This window comes from Kitasatospora sp. NPDC001095 (assembly GCF_053598615.1).
In genome coordinates this window covers 20,297-37,949 of sequence record NZ_JBSFKQ010000038.1, presented here as the reverse complement: position 1 = coordinate 37,949, position 17,653 = coordinate 20,297, and the positions used below count along the sequence as shown (strand labels likewise).

The window sequence follows — 17,653 nt, the reverse complement described above, 5'->3', positions numbered from 1 at the left end:
GACCCACCGCCGAGCCACCGACAACCCGCCCCCGCCCCGCCCGGCCCCGCCGCCGAACGCGCTACTTGAGCTTCGGCCGCTGCCCGGGCGCCGTCTCCGGCACCTCTTCCTCCTCGAACTCCGGTTCGTCCGGGAGGTGGACGTCGTTGACCGCGATGTTGACCTCGACGACCTCCAGGCCGGTCATCCGTTCGACCGCGTTGATGATGTTCTCCCGCACCTGGCGGGCGAGTTCGGGAATGACCACGCCGTACTCGACCACCAGGGCGATGTCGATCGCGGTCTGTTTCTCGCCGACCTCGGCCTTGATGCCCCGCCCGACGCTGGGCTTGCCGCCGGGCACCCGGTCCCGCATCGCGCCGAAGGTACGGGCGAGCCCGGAGCCGAGCGCGTGGATCCCGGCGACCTCACGGGCGGCCATCCCGGCGATCTTCTCCACCACGCCGACGGCCAGCGCGGTGCGGCCGCGCTCGCCGGCCGGCTTGGCACCGCCGCCGGCCCCCGGCGGCGGGCCACCGGTCGCGGCGCTGCCGCCGCCGGTGTGCTTGTGCATGGTCGCGGGCGTCGGAGTGTCAGACATGGCGCTTCTCCCGTCGTGCGGCTCCAGCTATATCGCAAGCCTCCACAACTCTGGCATTTCGCCACGAACCCCGCCCGCCGAGCGCCGACGGCCGGATCCCCGCACGGAAGCTCCCGCCCCGCACAAGGGACAGGGCCCGGCCCCGGGAGATCCTCCCGGGGCCGGGCCCTGCGCCGTCACCGCGCGGTCAGTCGCCGATCCCGGCGAGTTCCCGCAGTCGGCGGGCCTGCGCCGCCCGTTCGGCCGAACGCTGCTCGTCGAAGGAGCGCCCGGCGGCCCCCTGCAGCAGGGCCTTGGTCTCGATCACGGCCCCGCGCGGAGCGGCCAGCAGGGCCGCCGCGAGGTCGCGGGCGGCGGCGTCCAGTTCCTCGCCCGGCACCGCCAGGTTGGCCAGCCCGATCGCGGCGGCCTCCTCGGCACCCACCCAGCGGCCGGTCGCGCAGATCTCCAGTGCCCGCGCGTAGCCGACGAGGTCGGTGAGCGGCTTGGTGCCGGCCAGGTCCGGGACGAGGCCCAGCGAGGTCTCCTTCATCGCGAACCGGACGTCCTCGGCGACCACCCGCAGGTCGCAGCCGAGGGCCAGCTGGAAGCCCGCGCCGACGGCGTGGCCCTGGACCGCCGCGATGGAGATCAGGTCCGGGCGGCGCCACCAGGTGAAGGCCTCCTGATAGGAGGCGATGGCGTCGTCCAGCTCCTGGTCGCTGGAGGCGGCGAGCTGGAGGAAGGTGGGCTCGCCCGGGATGCCCTCGGGGGTGAACATGGCCCGGTCCAGCCCGGCGGAGAAGGAGACGCCCTCCGCGCGCAGCAGCACCACCCGGACGCTTCCGGGCAGCTCGCGGCCGGCCGCGGTGAGGGCGCGCCAGAGCGCGGGCGACTGGGCGTTGCGCCGCTTGGGCAGGCACAGGGTGACGACGGCGAGTTCACCGTCGATCTCCAGGCGGACGCCGTCGCGCTCCCAGCTCGGGGCCTGCGGGTCGGTGGCGGGAGCGGTCATGCGGGAACCTCCGGTGGCGAGGGACTTGGCTACCGGAGAGTAACAAAACTCGAGACGCGAGGGCAGGGGCCCCGACCCGAAAAGATCGACGGGGCCCACGGCGCTCGACGAAACGCTAAAGCGGAGCGGAGCGAAGCTCGAAAGGAAAACGAACGGACATGAAGAACCGGGGGGCGGACGACATCCCGGACATGACGATCGGCGGCCGGTTCACACGGCCCGAGGGCGGACGCCCAGCTGGTGGTCAGCTGCCGTCTCCTCGGCCGGCGCCCTGCCGCCGCGTCATCCAGCCGGTGGCTGACCAACCGTCAGGACCCGGCCCCGGCAGTTGCCTTGTTCTTGCCCCGCGTGGCACCGCCGCGGCCCCGGAGAATGACTCCGGATTCGCTCAGCATCCGGTGCACGAAGCCGTACGAACGACCGGTCTCCTCCGCGAGAGCGCGAATGCTCGCCCCGGAGTCGTACTTCTTCTTGAGATCGGCCGCGAGCTTCTCACGCGCGGCACCGGTCACCCGGCTGCCCTTTTTCAGAGTCTCGGCCACCCGTGCCTCCTCGTAGCGTTGCTCGGTCAGATTCCCATGATCACCCATCCATCGCGTCCTGGCCACCCATTCGACAAGGTCGATGTCGGAAATGCGTGGTCCTACGGTGGTGATCCGAGCGCATCAGGGCGCTCACAGAGAGTGCACGCCCCCGGGTGGAAGTCGCCGTTCGCCGAGAAATAGCTGATCAGCAGCGTCGGCCCGACCACGATCGAGTGGCGGGCCGACGGAAAGTCCTTAAACGGAATCCGGGTCTACTTCATTCCCGGACACGCCGAAAGGACTAGATATTCTCATCCGAAAAGCGGATCTCGCGTCTACTTCCGGTCAGGCCAAGGAGACCAGATCGGCGTAGGACGGGTTCCAGAGGTCCTCCACGCCGTCCGGCAGCAGGATGATCCGCTCCGGGTCGAGCGCCTCGACCGCGCCCTCGTCGTGGGTGACCAGGACGACCGCCCCGGAGAACTCGCGCAGCGCGCCCAGGATCTCCTCGCGGCTGGCCGGGTCGAGGTTGTTGGTGGGCTCGTCGAGCAGCAGCACGTTGGCGGAGGAGACCACCAGGGTGGCCAGCGCCAGACGGGTCTTCTCACCACCGGAGAGCACCCCGGCCGGCTTGTCGACGTCGTCGCCGGAGAACAGGAAGGAGCCGAGGATCTTGCGGATCTGCACCAGGTCGGTGTCCGGCGCGGCCGAGCGCATGTTCTCCAGCACGCTGCGGTCCGGGTCGAGCGTCTCGTGCTCCTGGGCGTAGTAGCCGATCTTCAGGCCGTGGCCCGGGATCACCTCGCCGGTGTCCGGCTGCTCCACCCCGGCCAGCATCCGCAGCAGGGTGGTCTTGCCGGCGCCGTTGAAGCCGAGCACGACGACCCGCGAACCGCGGTCGATCGCCAGGTCGACGTCGGTGAAGATCTCCAGCGAGCCGTAGGACTTGGACAGGCCGCTGGCGGTCAGCGGGGTCTTGCCGCACGGGGCCGGCTCCGGGAAGCGCAGCTTGGCGACCTTGTCGCTCTGGCGCACCTGCTCCAGGCCGGAGAGCAGCTTGTCGGCACGGCGGGCCATGTTCTGCGCGGCCACCGTCTTGGTCGCCTTGGCGCGCATCTTGTCGGCCTGGGCGTTGAGGGTCGCGGCCTTCTTCTCGGCGTTGGCCCGCTCGCGCTTGCGGCGCTTCTCGTCGTCCTCGCGCTGCTGCTGGTACTGCTTCCAGCCCATGTTGTAGACGTCGATGCAGGAGCGGTTGGCGTCCAGGTAGAACACCTTGTTGACGACCGTCTCGACCAGGTCGACGTCGTGCGAGATGACGATGAAGCCGCCCTTGTACGTCTTCAGGAAGTCCCGCAGCCAGACGATCGAGTCGGCGTCAAGGTGGTTGGTGGGCTCGTCGAGCAGCAGCACGTCGGAGTCCGAGAAGAGGATCCTGGCCAGCTCGACCCGGCGGCGCTGACCGCCGGAGAGGGTGTGCAACGGCTGGCCGAGGATGCGGTCCGGCAGGCCCAGCGCGGCGGCGATGGTGGCGGCCTCGGCCTCGGCGGCGTACCCGCCCTTGGTGAGGAACTCGGTCTCCAGCCGGGCGTACTTCTTCATCGCGTTGTCCCGGGTGGCGCCCTTGCCGTTGGCCATCCGGTCCTCGTTCTCGCGCATCTTCTTCAGCACGGTGTCGAGGCCGCGGGCGGACAGGATCCGGTCCTTTGCGAGGACGTCCAGGTCACCGGTGCGCGGGTCCTGCGGGAGGTAGCCGACCTCGCCCGACCGGGTGACGGTGCCGGCGGCGGGCAGGCCCTCGCCGGCCAGCACCTTGGTGAGCGTGGTCTTGCCGGCGCCGTTGCGGCCGACCAGGCCGATCCGGTCGCCGGCGGCGACCTTGAAACTCGCGGACTCGATCAGGATCCGGGCACCGGCACGCAGTTCGAGGGCGTTGGCGGAAATCATGGCTGAGGACTACTCCTGGGACGTGGGCGGGCGGCCGGGTACGACGGACCCGGGGCCGGGTTGGCGTGAGGGGGACTTCAACGGCGGTCGGCGCGGCCCTCGTGGCGCCGCCACCCGCTATTGCCCGGAGAAGATAGCCATGGCGGCAAGTCTACCGGGCCCCGCGTGTCGCCTCCGGAGAAGTACCGGCCTGGGGTACCCACCGGGCACCGGGCCCGCCGGTCCCGGCCGAGGGCCGCCCGGACCGGGGCCACCACCTCGGACCGAAGCCTCGTCCCGGGCCGAGGCCGTCGCCCCGGGCCGACCCGGTAGCCGCGACCGGAGACGACCGCGGCCCGCGACCGACCGCGACGGCCGCGACTACTACGGCTGTCCGGCCGGCTGGTCCCCCGCAGGCGCCGCGGAGTCCGCCGCCGGGGCGTCCGGGGCGGTGCCGGCGGCCGCCGACTCGCCCGCGGCCGGGAGGAGCGCCGACGGGTCCGCCGCGCAGCCGCCCTGCGGACGGACCGCGGCGAACGGCGCGTCCACGCTGCCGCAGGGCGTCTCGGGCGCCGCCGCCTTGGTGTCGAACACCCTGGGCGGGACGATCGGGCCGTCGGTGATCTCCACCCGGCTGCGGTCCAGCACCTTGACCGTGGCGTTCGGGCCGGTGCTCGTCGCCCAGCCGTTGCTGTCCAGCCGGTAGCCGGTGATGCCGCCGGACACGGCCTGCCCGCTGCTGTTGGTGCAGGTGCGCGGAATGAGCACGGCGTAGTCGGTGTGGACGGCGCGCAGCGGGTCGTAGACGCAGCCGCCTGAGGGCTTGTCGTTGTAGCGCAGGTCGCCGTCGGCGTCGCGCAGGCCCATGGTCAGGTTCGGCGTGACCAGGGCCAGCCAGGGCGAGCCGTCCCGCTGGACGGTGTGCAGCGCGCCCGCGGCCCGCTGCGTGGCCAGCGCCTTGCGCTGGGCCTCGGTCCGCTTGTCGGCGCCGGGTTCGCCGTCGCCGCGCAGCCAGTCGGCCAGGCCGGGCACCGCGCGGTGCCAGCGCACCTCGTGGTCGCCGGGCCGCACCGAGGTCACCATGCCGTCGTCCCAGACCACGATGGCGTTGTCGCCGGCCATCGCCAGGTAGAGCGCCTCGGCGCCCTCGCGGCGGTAGGACCAGGCGTGCTCGCCGGTCTGCTTGTGGAAGGCCTCCAGGCCCGGGCCCACCCGCAGGTCGAGGTCGGCCGAGCTGAGCGACTCGGAGTTGACCGGAGTCGCCCCCGCGTCACCCGGTCCCGCCACCCGGTCGCCGAACGGCACCGGCTTGTTCGCGTGTGCCGCCGCTCCGGCCGCAAGGACCAGCACCACCGCCGAGGCAGGCAGGATCGAGCGGGGGGTCAGTACACGCAGCGGCTTCCAGGACACGGCCGCAGGGTACCTTTCACCGGGCCCGCGAGTCAGGCCGGTTCCGCCGCCGACACCTCCCGCCCGGCGTCCGCCCGGCCCCGCACGCCCTCCCCGCACGTCCGCCCGCCCACCTGCGCCGTCGGGGCCGCGGCCGCTCCGGCGGGCGCGCCGGAGCGGGCCGCAGCGGCCCGGCGGGACCGTTACAGAGTTGATACATGGCCGCCGGTCGTCGGCCGCCGTGGCAGCCGACGTTCGATCGGCGCCCACTTTGGGGTGACATTCGGCCCCTTCGTCCCCCTTCGGGCCTACTGTCAGCGAGCGGGGCGCCACGGTCCGTCCACGCCGTGACCGTGGCTCCCCGCCCACGAGACTCCGGAGGAGAGCACCATGCGAATCGGCCGCCTGACGCTGGCCGCCGCCACCCTGCTGCTGATGGCCACGGCCAGCGTCCCGGCCGGGACGCCGTTCAGCCAGACCGAACGGCACACCCTCTCCTCGGACGCCGTCGAGCCGCGCGGTCCGGCCCCGCGCCCGCCGGTCCAGCGGCCGAGCCACGAGCCGCCGTTCGGCGCGTTCGTCGGCTCCTGGGACGACTACATCCCGCAGATCGGCCGGTACGCGCAGTGGCTGGGCGACGCGAACATCCAGGTCGGCCACACCTACCTGGCGGGCAACGGCTGGAGCGACATCGAGGGCGAGCCGATGGTGCTCGGCCTCTGGTCGCAGTGGCGGCAGGCCGACCCGTCGCGGCTGCTGGTGCTCGGTGTGCCGATGCTGGTGCCCAGCGAGGCGAAGGTGTCGGACGACGAGGTCGCCGAACTGCTCGCCCAGGGGGCGCGCGGGGACTTCGACGGGCACTTCCTCAAGCTCGCGCGCCGACTGGTCGCGCTGGGCAGTCCGGACACCGTGCTCACGCTCGGCTGGGAGATGAACGGCACCACCTACGCCCACCGCTGCAAGCCCGACCCGTCGGCGTGGAAGACGTACTGGCGGCGGATCGTCGAGGTGATGCGCTCGGTGCCCGGGCAGCGCTTCCGCTTCGACTTCGCCCCCAGCCGCGGCCTGGACGCCATCCCCTGGACCAAGTGCTACCCCGGCGACGACGTGGTCGACATCATCGGCATGGACAACTACGACCAGCCCGCCGGCGGCACCTTCGACGACTACGTGCGCGAGCCGTACGGCCTCCAGGACCAGGTGGAGTTCGCCGCCAAACGCGGCAAGCCGGTCTCGTACCCGGAGTGGGGGCTGTTCCGCAACGGCGACAACCCCGAGTTCGTGCAGCGGATGGTCGACTGGATCCGCACCCACGACACCGCCTACCAGACCGTCACCGACTACTGTCCGCACGGCTTCTTCCAGTGCGAGCGCAATCCGCGCTCGGCGGCGATGTTCAAGGGGTTGATGGCCGGGTCGAAGGGGGCGCCCTCGCCGACGCCCACCGCGGCGGCCCCCGGCGTGCCCGCGGCGCCGGGCCCGGCCGGCCCCGTGGACTCGCCGGCCGCGCCCGGGGGCCGCGCCGCGCCGAGTGCGACGCCGCACCCGGCGGCCCGTCCGACGACCGCCAAGGCGACGGCCGCTCCGACGGGCACGAAGCACGCCCGGCACTGAGCGGTCAGCTGCGGCGGCGGGCCAGCAGCGCCTCCTTGAGCCGGGGGAAGCGGGTGCGCAGCTGGTGCGCCGCCGCCTGCCGGGCGAGCACCGCCCCGGCCCGGAGGGCGGCCGCCGGTGCCGCCCCGGCCGGGCCGAGCAGCAGCCGGTGGTTGGACAGCTGGTCCGGCCGCCAGCGCTGCTTGTACGGTTCCTGCCCGCGCAGCAGGCCGAGCACCGGGACGCCCGCGCCGACGGTCTCGTCCAGGGCCGCGCTGAACAGCAGCCCGGCGATGTCCAGGCGCTCGCGCAGCACCGGGTGGGCGCCGTACATGTACAGCCCCCCGAAGTTCGGGCAGAGCAGCAGCAGGTTCACCGCGACCAGCTGGCCGTCCAGGTGGAACTGGTGGACGACGGCACTGCCCGCGGCGACCAGTCCGGTGGTGGACTCGGTCAGGTGCCGGGCGAACCGGTCGGTGCGGTGCTCCGGCGTGACGCCGCGCGCCTGCCACTGCAGGAAGTGCAGCCGCAGCAGCCCGTCCAGCGCCTGCGGCACCTCGGCCACCGGGGTCGTACGGACCTTCACGCCGGCCTCGGCGATCTTGCGGAGCTTCACCCGGCTGCGCTGGGCGGTCTTGCCGGGCACCCGTTTGAGCAGCCGGTCCATCGGGACGGCCGGCAGGTACTGGCAGAGCGAGTCGCGGTAGCGGCGGCGGCTGCCGCGCCAGTGCCCGTACACCCGGTGCACCGCCGCGTCGGGGTGGACCTCGCGCAGCTCCAGCCAGTGCCACGGGCGGGTGAGCGGGAGGGCGGCGGCGAGTTCGACGGCGGCCCGGTCGGCGTACTCGTCGTCGAGCAGGACGTCGGTGTAGTCGGCCAGCCCGACGCCGAGACCGGTCAGGCCGCCGAACGGTGCGCCGCGGCGCACGAAGGCGCCCGCGCCGACCAGCCGGCCCTCGCGGCGGACCAGCACCACGAGCAGGGCGCCGGGACGGCCGTAGTGGCGCCACCAGGAGCGCTGCCAGTCGGCGGCCTGGAAGAAGGTGGCGGTCCGGCAGCGGGCGGCCAGGTCGTCCCACTCCTCCGCGAGGACGTCCAGGGCGTCGTCCTCGCGGCGCAGCTCGGTGGTCCAGGCCGGCGCCGTCGCCTGGGCGGGCAGGCTGCTCCCGCGGGTGCGGGTGCTCACCGGCCGCTCCCGGCCGGGGCCTTCTTCCGGGCAGGAGTCTGGTTCCCGGTGGCGGGAGCCTGCTCCTCGGCGGCCGCGGGGCCTTCCCCCGCGGTGGCGGGGGCCTGCTCCTCGGCGGGGGCCTGGTCCTCGGCCGGGGGCTGCTCCGTCGCGGGCTGCTCCGCCGTCACGGGCGCGGTGCCGGCCTGCTTGTCGGCCTTGTCGTCGGCCTTGCCGTCGGTCTTCTTCTCGGCCTTCGGGCTCTCCTTCTTCACTCTCGTGGTCCTGGCGCTCTCCTTCTTCGGGCTCGCGGCCTTCGCCCCTCCGGTCTCGGGAGCGGTGACCGCCCCGGGCTCGGCCTCGGCCGGCTCCTCGCGACGCGGCCGCGGCTGCGTCGGGACCGCCACCGACACGACGGCGGCGGGGGCGGGGGCGGAGGCAGCGGGGGCGGGGGCGGGGACCTCCGGTGCCCGTGCGGCCCGCGGCGCTTCGCGGCTCGCGTCGGCCTCGGACGTTCCCGCGCCGCCCCGGCGGCGGGTCATCATCACCAGCGCGCCCAGCAGCAGCCCGGCCGAGCCGCCGACCGCGACGTCCAGCTTCCCGGAGGGCGTGGTCGGCTTGTCCGGCGCGGCGGCCGGGGCCAGCGTCACCAGCCGGACGTTGGTGTCCTTGCTGCTGGTGTTGGCGAAGGCGACCAGCGAGCGGGCCACCGCGTCGGCGGTCCCGGCCGCGTCCTGGGGGCGCCGCCCGGTCCCGGTGATCTCGATCATCGGGGCGTCCGGCGAGGTCGTCCCGTGCACCAGGGTCTGCAGCTCGGTCCGGGTGTGGCCGGTCTCGTCGGCCGCCACGGCGAGCACCTGCGGCTGGCCGGCCAGCCGGCCGTACGCCTGGGCGAAGTTGGTCGCGATCGCGGCCTCCCCGGGGTTCTGCGCGACCACGAGGACGTAGGCGTTCGCGGCGTACGACGGGTGCGCGACGACGGCGTACCCGGCGCCGGCCGCGGCGCCCAGCGGAACCGCGAGCACCACCGGCCACCAGCGGTGGACCAGGCGGCGGGCGCTTCGGCGCGGTGTGGTCATGGGTGTTGCTCCTTGGGTCTGGTACGGCGGTTCCGGCGGTGGCGGGCGGTCAGACGCGGGCCAGCCGGTCGTAGAGGGCACCCAGGTCGGAGGCGACCCGGGCGATGTCGTAGTGGCCGATGGCCGGGGGGTGCGGCAGCGGGTCGGCGATGTGCCCGCTGAGCGGCCGCAGGTCGCGCAGCGCGGCGGCGTAGGCGGCCGGCTCGGAGGGGATGCGGCGGGCCTGCGGGGCGGCGCTGGGCGGAAGTTCGTCGAGTGCCGGGCAGGCGCTGTGCCGCACCGGCAGCCCGGCCGCGAGGCCCTCCAGGACGCCGAGGCCGAAGGTCTCCGCGGTCGAGGGGGCGGCCAACACGTCCAGGGCGGCCAGCAGTTCGGGCACGTCGTCGCGCTCCCCGGCGAGCACCAGCCGGTCCCGCACGCCGGCCTCGTCGGCCCGGCGCTCCAGCGCGGCGCGCTCCGGGCCCTCGCCGACCAGCACCAGCCGGGTGGCCGGGTCGAGCTCGGCGAGCGCCTCGACCAGCACCTCGAAGCGCTTGCCCGGCACCAGCCGGCCCACCCCGCCGACCACCCAACTCCCGTGCGGCAGCCCGAGCTCGGCCCGCAGCCGGCGGCGGACGGCAGCCCGTTCGGCGGGTGGGAGGCGGTAGCGGGAGGCGTCGATGCCGTTCGGGATCAGCTCGATCCGGGCCGGCGGGACGCCCCAGGAGCACAGCGTCTGGGCGACCTGTCGGGAGACGGCGACGGTGGTGCTGCCGAGCCGTTCGGCCGCCAGGTAGAGACTCTTGACGCCCCGGGTGACCGGGCGGCCCTCGATCACCCCGGCGTGCAGCGAGTGCTCGGTGGAGACCACCGCGCGCACCCCGGCCAGCCGGGCGGCCAGCCGGCCGTACAGCTGCGCCCGGTAGAGGTGGGTGTGCACCAGGTCGTAACGGCCGGCCCGGACCAGCCGGACCAGTCGGGGCAGCGCGCGCAGGTCCCGGTTGCCGCGCATGCCGAGGTGGTGGACGGTGACGCCGTCGGCGCGCAGCGCGGCGGCGACCGTGCCGGGCTCGGTCAGGGCGAGCACCTCGCACTGCTGGTGCGCCGGCAGGTGCCGTAGCAGCAGCTGGAGTTGGCGCTCGGCACCGCCGGCGGCCAGTCCGGTGACGATGTGCAGCACCCTCATGGCCGCGGCTCCCTGCGGGCGCGGCGCAGCTCGGTGACGGCGTCGCGCAGCCGCTGCCGTCCCCTCTTGGCGCGCAGCCGCCAGGCGCCGTCGCGGGCACCGACGTAGCAGCGGGGCAGGGCGAAGCGGCCGGTGAGCGGGGAGTGCCCGATGGCGCAGGCGTAGTCGTACCCGGCGTCGCGCACGGCCAGGGCGGCGGGCAGGTCGACGGCGCCGTACGGGTAGCAGAAGCCGGTGACCGGTCCGCCGACGGCCTCCTCCAGCAGGCGCCGGCTCCCCCGGGCCTGGACGGCGAGGGCCTCGGCGGGCAGGCCGGGCAGCGCCTGGTGGCCCAGGCCGTGCGAGCCGATCTCCCAGCCGGCGGCGGCGAGTTCGGTGACCTCCTGGACGGTGAGCAGCTGTTTGCGCGGGCCCTCGGTGTCCCAGTCGTTGTCCCGGCCGAGCAGGTCGGCGACCACGTACGCGGTGGCGGTGAAGCCGTACGCCCGGAGGATCGGCACCGCGTACCGGGCGAAGTCGGCGTAGCCGTCGTCGAAGGTCAGGCCGACCAGTCCGTCGTCCCGGCCGAGGGCCCGGGCCCGCATCAGCTCGCGGACACTGACGCCGCGCAGGTCGCGCCGGTGCAGCCAGGCGATCTGTTCGGCGAACCGCTCGGGGCTGACGGTAAGCCGATAGGGGTCCTCCTTCTCGACCGCCACCGAGTGGTACATCAGGATCCACGGCGAGGCGGAGCCGGGGACCGGTGGTTCACCGAGCGGGGGGCGGCTCCTGGGCAGTGGTGCCCGGTGCGGCGGGGCGCTGCTGACGCCCGCCCGGGCCGAACGGACGGCTCCCCGTTCATCGTCCATGGGGACGCTTCCCTTCTTCGGCGACGGTTGGCGGGGTCCGCCCGGGCCCCAGGGCCCGGGCGGCGGCGAGGACCGGGCCGCGCACCTCGCGGGCGCCGAGCCCGGTGCCGAGGGCGGCGAAGGCCAGCGCCACGGTGAGGCCTCCGAGGAGGGTCGAGAGCAGTGGGTCGGCGGCCAGGGCGGCGGCGGCGGTGCCGAGCACGGTGGCCCCGGCGGCGGCGGCCACCAGCCGGCCGTGTCCGCCGAGCACCCGGTGCAGCCGCAGCGGGATGCCGCGCAGCACCAGGCCGTGCAGCAGCAGCGCGGCGGTGGTGGTGATGCCAGCCGCGTTGCCGGCGGCCAGCCCCAGGGCACCGAAGCGGGGCGTGGCGAGCAGGCCGGTGGTGACGGTGACGCCGAGGCCGAGCAGCATGGCGGCGACCGGGTACCAGTCCAGGAGCCGGCTGCGCCCGTCCTCGGTGCCTGGGTCGTCGGCCCGGCGGACCACCGGGCACAGCGAGAAGTACGGGCGGATCATCACACCGATCAGTGCCTGGGCGGGCAGGCCGAAGCTGTAGACCCGGATGACGTCCGCGGTGGCGGCCGTGTCGTGCGGGCCGAAGGCGCCGCGTTCGAACAGCAGCGAGACCACCGAGGGGGCGCAGGCCATCAGGAAGGCGGTGCCGAGCAGGACGACGGCCGCCGCTTGGCCGAGGTCCTTCTCCACCCGGTCGCGGGCGGCGGTGAGGTCCCCGGCGGCGAGGGCCCGGGCGACCAGCGGGAAGGTGACGGTGCAGATCAGGATGCCCGCCGTCATGGCGAGCTGGGAGACCTTGGCGGCGTAGTTGAGGTGCGAGATGGTGCCGGGCGGCAGGGCCGAGCCGAGGTAGCGCTCGACGAAGACCTGGGACTGGCGGGTGAGGGTGAAGGCGGCCACCGGCAGCAGGGCGAGCGGCATCAGCACCAGGGTGCGGCGCGAGCGGCGGCCGCGGCCGGTGCCGGGCGGGCCCTGGCGCAGTCGGCTCAGGAACGGGCCGACCAGCAGGCCGGCCATCAGCAGGCTGCCGGCCGCGACGCCGAGGGCGGCGGAGCGCACCCCGAGGTGGGAGTGGAGGCAGAGCAGGACGGCGAGGATGCCGAGGTTGTGGGCGACGTAGATGCCGGCCGGGGCGGTGAAGCGGTGGTGGGCGCGCAGCGCGGCGGCCAGGTAGCCGGCCACCCCGAAGGGCAGCACGGTGATCGCGGTGATCCGGGTGCAGGTGACGGCCAGGCCGGGGTCGGTGAGGCCGGGGGCGAGCAGTGCGACCAGTTCCGGGGCGCCGAGCGCGGCGGACAGGGCGAGGCCGCCGAGCGCGAGCAGCAGCCAGGGCAGGGAGGCGCGGACGAGTTGGCGGACCGGGTCGGGGGCGTCCGGGTCCTCCTCGCGCAGCACCAGGGCGAGGGCGAAGGCGGGCACCATGAGGAAGGACATGGCGTCCTCGATCAGCAGCGGTGCGGCGGTCTCGGGGACGGTCCAGGCGACCAGGAAGGCGTCGGTTCCCTGGTTGGCGCCGAAGTAGCGGGCCAGCAGGAGGTCGCGCAGCAGGCCGAGGCCGGAGCCGGCGGCGCTGAGGACGGCGGTGATGCCGAAGGCCTTGGCGAGGAAGCCGCGCCGGGGGCCCGGGTGGGGCTCGGCGGCGGGGTCCTCGCCGGTGGCGCCGCGGGGGGCCGGGAGGGCGGCGGGGCCGACGGCGGCGGCCGGTTGGTCGGTGGTCACCGGGCCGCTCCGGCGGCGGGGCGGTCGGTGGCGGGGAGCCCTGGGCGGTGGGTGGCCGCGTGGGCGGCGAGGCCGAGGACGACGGAGGTCAGCACGGTGGTGGTGCCGCCGATGTCGGCGTACAGGAAGTCGACCAGGACCCAGGTGAGCAGGGCGAGTGCGGCGAGCCCGGGGCCGTGGCGGTGGCGCAGGCAGCCGAGCAGCAGGGCGAGGAAGAGCGCGGCGTAGGCGGTGATGCCGATCAGGCCCTGCTCGCTGAGCACCAGGAAGTACATGTTGTGCGGGGAGAGCAGCGGTTCGCGCTGGAAGCCGATGGTGGCGTCGGCGGCGTCGCTGCCGGAGGACAGCCGCAACGGGGCCTGGCTGTCGCGCAGTTGCTGGAAGGCCTTGGGCCCGGCGCCGTGCACGGGGTGGTCCTGCCAGATCAGTCCGGCGGTGGACCACAGGTCGTACCGGTCGGAGACGGACTGGTCGGGGGCGGCCGAGACCGAGCCGATCGAGCTGAGCCGCTGGGTGACGCCGGAGCCGCCGAGGCCGAGGCCGCCGACCAGGATGACGACGGCGGCCAGGCCGACGACGGCGCCGCGCACCAGTAGCCGGGCGTCGGCGCGCAGCAGCAGCACGGTGGCGGCGAGGCCGGTGGCGATCCAGCTGCCGCGGCTGAAGGAGACGGCCAGCGGGAAGACGAGGAAGGCGGCGGCGGCGAACATCGCGCGGCGCAGGCGGGGGTTGCCGTCGGGGCACGGCGCCGGACTGCCGTCCACCGCCCGGCGGGCGGGGGTGCGCCGCCCGGCCCCTCGTCCGCGCTCGGCGAGGGCCAGTGCGAGGGCGGCGAGCAGGCCGTAGCTGACCACGCTGGACATCGCCATGACGTCGAGTGCGCCGAAGGTGCCGACGGCCCGGATCGGCTGGCCGGTGTAGGAGGCGCCGGTGTGGGTGAGGTACTGCTTGGCGCCGACCGCGCCCTGGATCAGCGCGGCGAGCACGAAGGAGCCGAGGACCAGGCGCTGGTCGGTGCGGTCGCGCAGTGAGCAGAGGACGGCGACGGGGACCAGGACGAACACCTGGGTGAGCCGGACGAAGCCGGTGACGCCGGCGGCCGGGTCGATCGAACCGATGGTGGCGACGGCGGCGGCCACGACGATCCCGCCGAACAGCGCGCAGGTGGTGCGGCTGATCGCGGGCAGCCGTCCGCGCAGCAGCTCGAGCGCGGTGAGGGCGACCAGGGCCAGCGAGGCGAGGTCGGCGGCGGTGATGTGGACGGCGGCGGCGACGTCCTTCTGCCCGGTGGGCACGCAGACCAGCAGGACGGTGGCCGCGGCCAGCGGGCTGGTGCGCTCCGTGAGTGCGGGCAGGGCCCTCCGTAAGACGGGGTGGGGGAAGGCGGGGAGGGTCAGGGCCACGCGGGGTCAGCTCCCGTCCGGGTGGAGCATCAGGGCCGCGGTGCGGCACAGGATCTTGACGTCCTGCCAGAGGCTCCAGCTCTCGATGTAGCGGTTGTCGAAGCGGGCCCGGTCCTCGATGGAGGTGTCCCCGCGCAGGCCGTTGACCTGGGCCAGGCCGGTGAGGCCGACCGGGACCCGGTGGCGGTCGGCGTACTCGGGGTAGGCCTGGCCGAACCTCATGACGAAGTACGGCCGTTCGGGGCGCGGGCCGACCAGGCTCATGTCTCCGCGCAGGACGTTCCACAGCTGGGGCAGCTCGTCCAGCGAGCTCTTGCGCAGCAGCCGGCCGACGGCGCCCATCCGGTGGTCCTGGGCGATGTTCCAGCGGGTGGCGGACTCGTGCTCGTTGCTCGGGCGCAGGGTGCGGAACTTGAGGAGGGTGAAGGCCCGGCCGTCGAGGCCGGTGCGCTGCTGGCGGAAGAGCACGCCGGGGCCGGTGTCGAAGCGGACGGCGAGGGCGCAGAGCGCCAGGACGGGGGCGAGCAGCAGCAGGCCGACCGCGGCGGCGGTGAGGTCCAGGGTGCGCTTGGCGATCCAGCCGGGGCGGCGGCGCGCGGGGCGGCCGACCCGCAGGCAGGGGAAGCCCCACAGGTGGTCGCCGCCGGTGACCGGGGTGACGGGCAGCGAGCCGTACTCGCGCAGGGCGGGCACCAGCCAGGCCTGGCACCCGAGCCGCGTGGCCTCGCGCAGGGCGGCGGCGGTCTCGGCCTCGTCGGCGCCGCCGGCGGTGGCGATCACGTGCTGGACGCCGTGCCGGCGCACCTCGCGCTCCAGCGCCTCGCGGCCGCCGAGCACGGGCAGGTCGGTGTCGCCGGGCAGCAGCGGCGGGTCGGCGTCGAGGAAGCCGACCGGGCGCATCCCGTACTCGCCGTGCTCGCGCAGGACGGCGGCGACCCGGTGGCCGAGCCGGCCGGCGCCGAGCACCAGCACGGGGCTGGGGCGACTGCGGCGGATCCGCCGGGCCAGGTGGTAGAGGACGGCGCGGCCGGCGGCGGCGATCAGCAGCTGGGCGCCGAGCAGGAGGGTGAGCCGGGCCGGGCCGCAGTCGGGCCAGCGGCCGCCGAGGCAGCCGGACAGGGTGACGGCGAGCGCGGTGGCGACCACGGCCCGGGCGGCCAGTGCTGGCAGTTCGTCCAGGACGGAGAGGGTGAGGCGGGAGCGGTAGAGGCCGCCGGTGAGGTTGAGCAGGAGCAGCAGGGGCAGGACGGCGGGGACGCCGAGCAGCGGGTCGAGCGGGCCGGCCGGGTCGATGACGCGGCTGGCGATGCCGCCGGCGGAGCAGAGCGCGAGGATGTCGGCCTGGACCAGGGCGAGCGACAGGGCCGGCCGGGATCGGACCGTGCCACGGGACCGGCGCGGCGAGGGGACCGACCGGGGATGTGCCGCTCCCGCCGGACGGTCGAGCAGCCCGGTGCCGGGCCGACGGGGGCCGGACAGGGGTCCGGCGTATCGCGGCACACTGTCGTGGTCAATGGTCATCAGCGCACGATCTCCCCTGCTGTGTGCCCGGGGTGACGGTGCCCCGGCACCGGCTGGCGCGGGGCGGCCGTCCCGGCCCGGTGGGCGCGGTCCTGACAGCGCCTGCTGCCGCTGACGGCTTTCGGACGTCCGGTGGCGGGGCCGATCACCGAGGGACCAATCACGAGGGAATCGGTCACGCGGGGCTCTGCCGTGAATTCCCGGCATGAAATCTGAACGAAGCAGGCAAAATCCGACAATACAGAACCAGGCCGTACCGGACGGAAGTTGACTTGCCGTTTCATTCCAGCCGCCCAGTAATAGGTATTTCGGATTTGACTCCTCGCCTCGATATCCGGTCGAGGGTGCGAATACGACAACGCCGGAAACGGCGGGCATTCACGGCATGTGAAACGATCAGATCCGCTCTGGGACACGGGCCCGACGCCACCCCGACGCCGGACCCGCACCCAGCAGGTGGCGGTAGAGGACGTCCACCTGTTCGACCACGGTGCGCACGTCGTGCCGGCCGGCCACGTGGTCGCGCAGCCGCGCACCGCGCCGCTCGCACTCGATCGGATCCGACAGCGCGTCCCCCATTCGGGTGGCGAGGGCCCGCACGTCCTCGGACGGGACCACCGCGTGCGCGAGCTCGGACGGCGGCAGGCACTCCCGGGCCCCGGACACGTCGGTCAGCAGCACCGGACGGCCGGCCGCCATCGCCTCCAGCGGGGCCAGCGCCATCCCCTCCCAGCGCGAGGGCAGCACCACCAGGTCGGCCGCCGCCAGCCACGGGCGGGGGTCCGGCACGTCCCCGACCAGCCGGACCCGGGCCGGCTCGGCGGTCCGCCTGACCAACTCCGCGACCCGCTGCTCCTCCGGCCCGCCGCCGACCAGTGCCAACCGGGCCCGCGGCACCCGGCGCAGCACCTCCGGCCAGGCGGCCAGTAGCACGTCCTGGCCCTTCTGCCGGCACAGCCGCCCCACGCACACCGCCAGCGGGGCGTCCAGGTCCAGGCCGAGCGCGATCCGGGCGGCGCGGCGGTCGGCGGGCACGAAGTGGCGCACGTCGACACCGTTGGGCACCACCGCCCAGTCGGCGTGCACCCCGGCCGCCACGCCGTCGGCCCGCTCCTGGACGCTGACGCACAGCAGCCGGTGCGACCAGCGGGCCGCGAAGCGCTCCCAGCGCAGGGTGGCGGCGGCGAGCGCGCCGTCGACAGCGGCGAAGGACCAGGCGTGCGGCTGGAAGACGGTCGGCACCGTGCCGCGCACCGCGAGCCGCCCGGCCAGTCCGGCCTTGGCGCTATGCAGGTGGACCACGTCGGGCGCGGCCGCCCGGACGATCCGGCGCAGCCGCCAGGCCTCGGCGGCGGTGCCCGGGCCGGGCGAGCGCCGGGCGGGCCAGTCCTGGACCAGCGCGCCCACCGCGCCGGCCTCCTCGGCCAGCCGGCCACCGCGCGGACAGGCGACCATGACCCGGTGCCCGGCCTCCCGCTGACCCCGGACCAGATCGGCGACGACGCGGGCGACCCCGCCGTCCACCGGTTGCGAAATGTGAAGGATCGTCATATGCACGGCGGCGAGCCTAGGGTGGCTCCCCGGCGCCGGGCGGCCGTCGTCACCCGCAGGTGGTGGTTCGGCCACCCGTACGGCTTTCGGCTCGTACGGGAGACCGAGCCGCTCGAATTCCCGGGCGATTCGAGCGGTTCGATGGATCTACGCGCGCGAATCGCGCGGTGGGCGATTCCGCGG

At 74.7% G+C, this 17,653-nt stretch carries 14 protein-coding genes; 1 reads left to right on the top strand and 13 read right to left on the bottom strand.

From position 1 onward, the window contains the following. Positions 1 to 61: 61 nt before the first annotated feature. The 5 genes from ACWDBB_RS25990 to ACWDBB_RS25970 form a co-directional block, all read right to left on the bottom strand. The gene (locus tag ACWDBB_RS25990) at positions 62 to 580 is read right to left on the bottom strand and encodes an Asp23/Gls24 family envelope stress response protein (protein WP_449791888.1); all 519 of its coding nucleotides are present in this window, start codon (positions 578 to 580) and stop codon (positions 62 to 64) included. A 187-nt stretch (positions 581 to 767) separates the two neighbouring features. Continuing rightward, entirely contained in the window at positions 768 to 1,574 is an 807-nt protein-coding gene (locus tag ACWDBB_RS25985) for an enoyl-CoA hydratase/isomerase family protein (RefSeq protein ID WP_449791887.1), read from the bottom strand. Positions 1,575 to 1,882: 308 nt separating this feature from the next. After that, a complete protein-coding gene (locus tag ACWDBB_RS25980; protein ID WP_030059940.1) occupies positions 1,883 to 2,116 on the bottom strand; it encodes a helix-turn-helix domain-containing protein in 234 nt (77 codons plus the stop codon). A gap of 327 nt (positions 2,117 to 2,443) precedes the next feature. After that, positions 2,444 to 4,042 carry an ABC-F family ATP-binding cassette domain-containing protein gene (locus ACWDBB_RS25975; protein WP_355262816.1) on the bottom strand — a complete coding sequence of 533 codons (1,599 nt, stop codon included), beginning with the start codon at positions 4,040 to 4,042 and terminating at the stop codon, positions 2,444 to 2,446. A 363-nt stretch (positions 4,043 to 4,405) separates the two neighbouring features. Further along, on the bottom strand, positions 4,406 to 5,431 hold the full coding sequence (locus tag ACWDBB_RS25970) for a hypothetical protein (RefSeq protein WP_449791886.1): 1,026 nt from the start codon (positions 5,429 to 5,431) through the stop codon (positions 4,406 to 4,408). Positions 5,432 to 5,800: 369 nt separating this feature from the next. On the opposite strand from ACWDBB_RS25970, the gene ACWDBB_RS25965 reads away from it, so the two are divergent. Further along, positions 5,801 to 7,024 carry a glycoside hydrolase family 26 protein gene (locus ACWDBB_RS25965; RefSeq protein ID WP_449791885.1) on the top strand — a complete coding sequence of 408 codons (1,224 nt, stop codon included), beginning with the start codon at positions 5,801 to 5,803 and terminating at the stop codon, positions 7,022 to 7,024. A gap of 4 nt (positions 7,025 to 7,028) precedes the next feature. Here the strand turns inward: ACWDBB_RS25965 and ACWDBB_RS25960 are convergent, their stop codons facing one another. From ACWDBB_RS25960 to ACWDBB_RS25925, 8 genes are all read right to left on the bottom strand, one after another. Further along, a complete protein-coding gene (locus ACWDBB_RS25960; RefSeq protein ID WP_449791884.1) occupies positions 7,029 to 8,189 on the bottom strand; it encodes a GNAT family N-acetyltransferase in 1,161 nt (386 codons plus the stop codon). Then, a complete protein-coding gene (locus ACWDBB_RS25955) occupies positions 8,186 to 9,247 on the bottom strand; it encodes a Wzz/FepE/Etk N-terminal domain-containing protein (RefSeq protein WP_449791883.1) in 1,062 nt (353 codons plus the stop codon). The genes ACWDBB_RS25960 and ACWDBB_RS25955 overlap by 4 nt, the downstream gene beginning before the upstream one ends. Before the next feature lie 49 nt (positions 9,248 to 9,296). Beyond that, on the bottom strand, positions 9,297 to 10,412 hold the full coding sequence (locus ACWDBB_RS25950) for a glycosyltransferase (protein ID WP_449791882.1): 1,116 nt from the start codon (positions 10,410 to 10,412) through the stop codon (positions 9,297 to 9,299). After that, positions 10,409 to 11,260 carry a polysaccharide deacetylase family protein gene (locus ACWDBB_RS25945; RefSeq protein ID WP_449791881.1) on the bottom strand — a complete coding sequence of 284 codons (852 nt, stop codon included), beginning with the start codon at positions 11,258 to 11,260 and terminating at the stop codon, positions 10,409 to 10,411. Before ACWDBB_RS25945 ends, ACWDBB_RS25950 begins: the two co-directional genes overlap by 4 nt. Then, the gene (gene murJ, locus ACWDBB_RS25940; RefSeq protein ID WP_449791880.1) at positions 11,250 to 12,995 is read right to left on the bottom strand and encodes a murein biosynthesis integral membrane protein MurJ; all 1,746 of its coding nucleotides are present in this window, start codon (positions 12,993 to 12,995) and stop codon (positions 11,250 to 11,252) included. Before murJ ends, ACWDBB_RS25945 begins: the two co-directional genes overlap by 11 nt. Further along, the gene (locus ACWDBB_RS25935) at positions 12,992 to 14,398 is read right to left on the bottom strand and encodes an O-antigen ligase family protein (protein ID WP_449791879.1); all 1,407 of its coding nucleotides are present in this window, start codon (positions 14,396 to 14,398) and stop codon (positions 12,992 to 12,994) included. Before ACWDBB_RS25935 ends, murJ begins: the two co-directional genes overlap by 4 nt. A gap of 6 nt (positions 14,399 to 14,404) precedes the next feature. Further along, positions 14,405 to 15,919, bottom strand: coding sequence for an exopolysaccharide biosynthesis polyprenyl glycosylphosphotransferase (locus tag ACWDBB_RS25930; RefSeq protein WP_449791878.1), 1,515 nt, complete (start codon positions 15,917 to 15,919; stop codon positions 14,405 to 14,407). 396 nt (positions 15,920 to 16,315) lie between these two features. Next, positions 16,316 to 17,470, bottom strand: coding sequence for a glycosyltransferase (locus ACWDBB_RS25925; RefSeq protein WP_449791877.1), 1,155 nt, complete (start codon positions 17,468 to 17,470; stop codon positions 16,316 to 16,318). Positions 17,471 to 17,653: the final 183 nt, after the last annotated feature.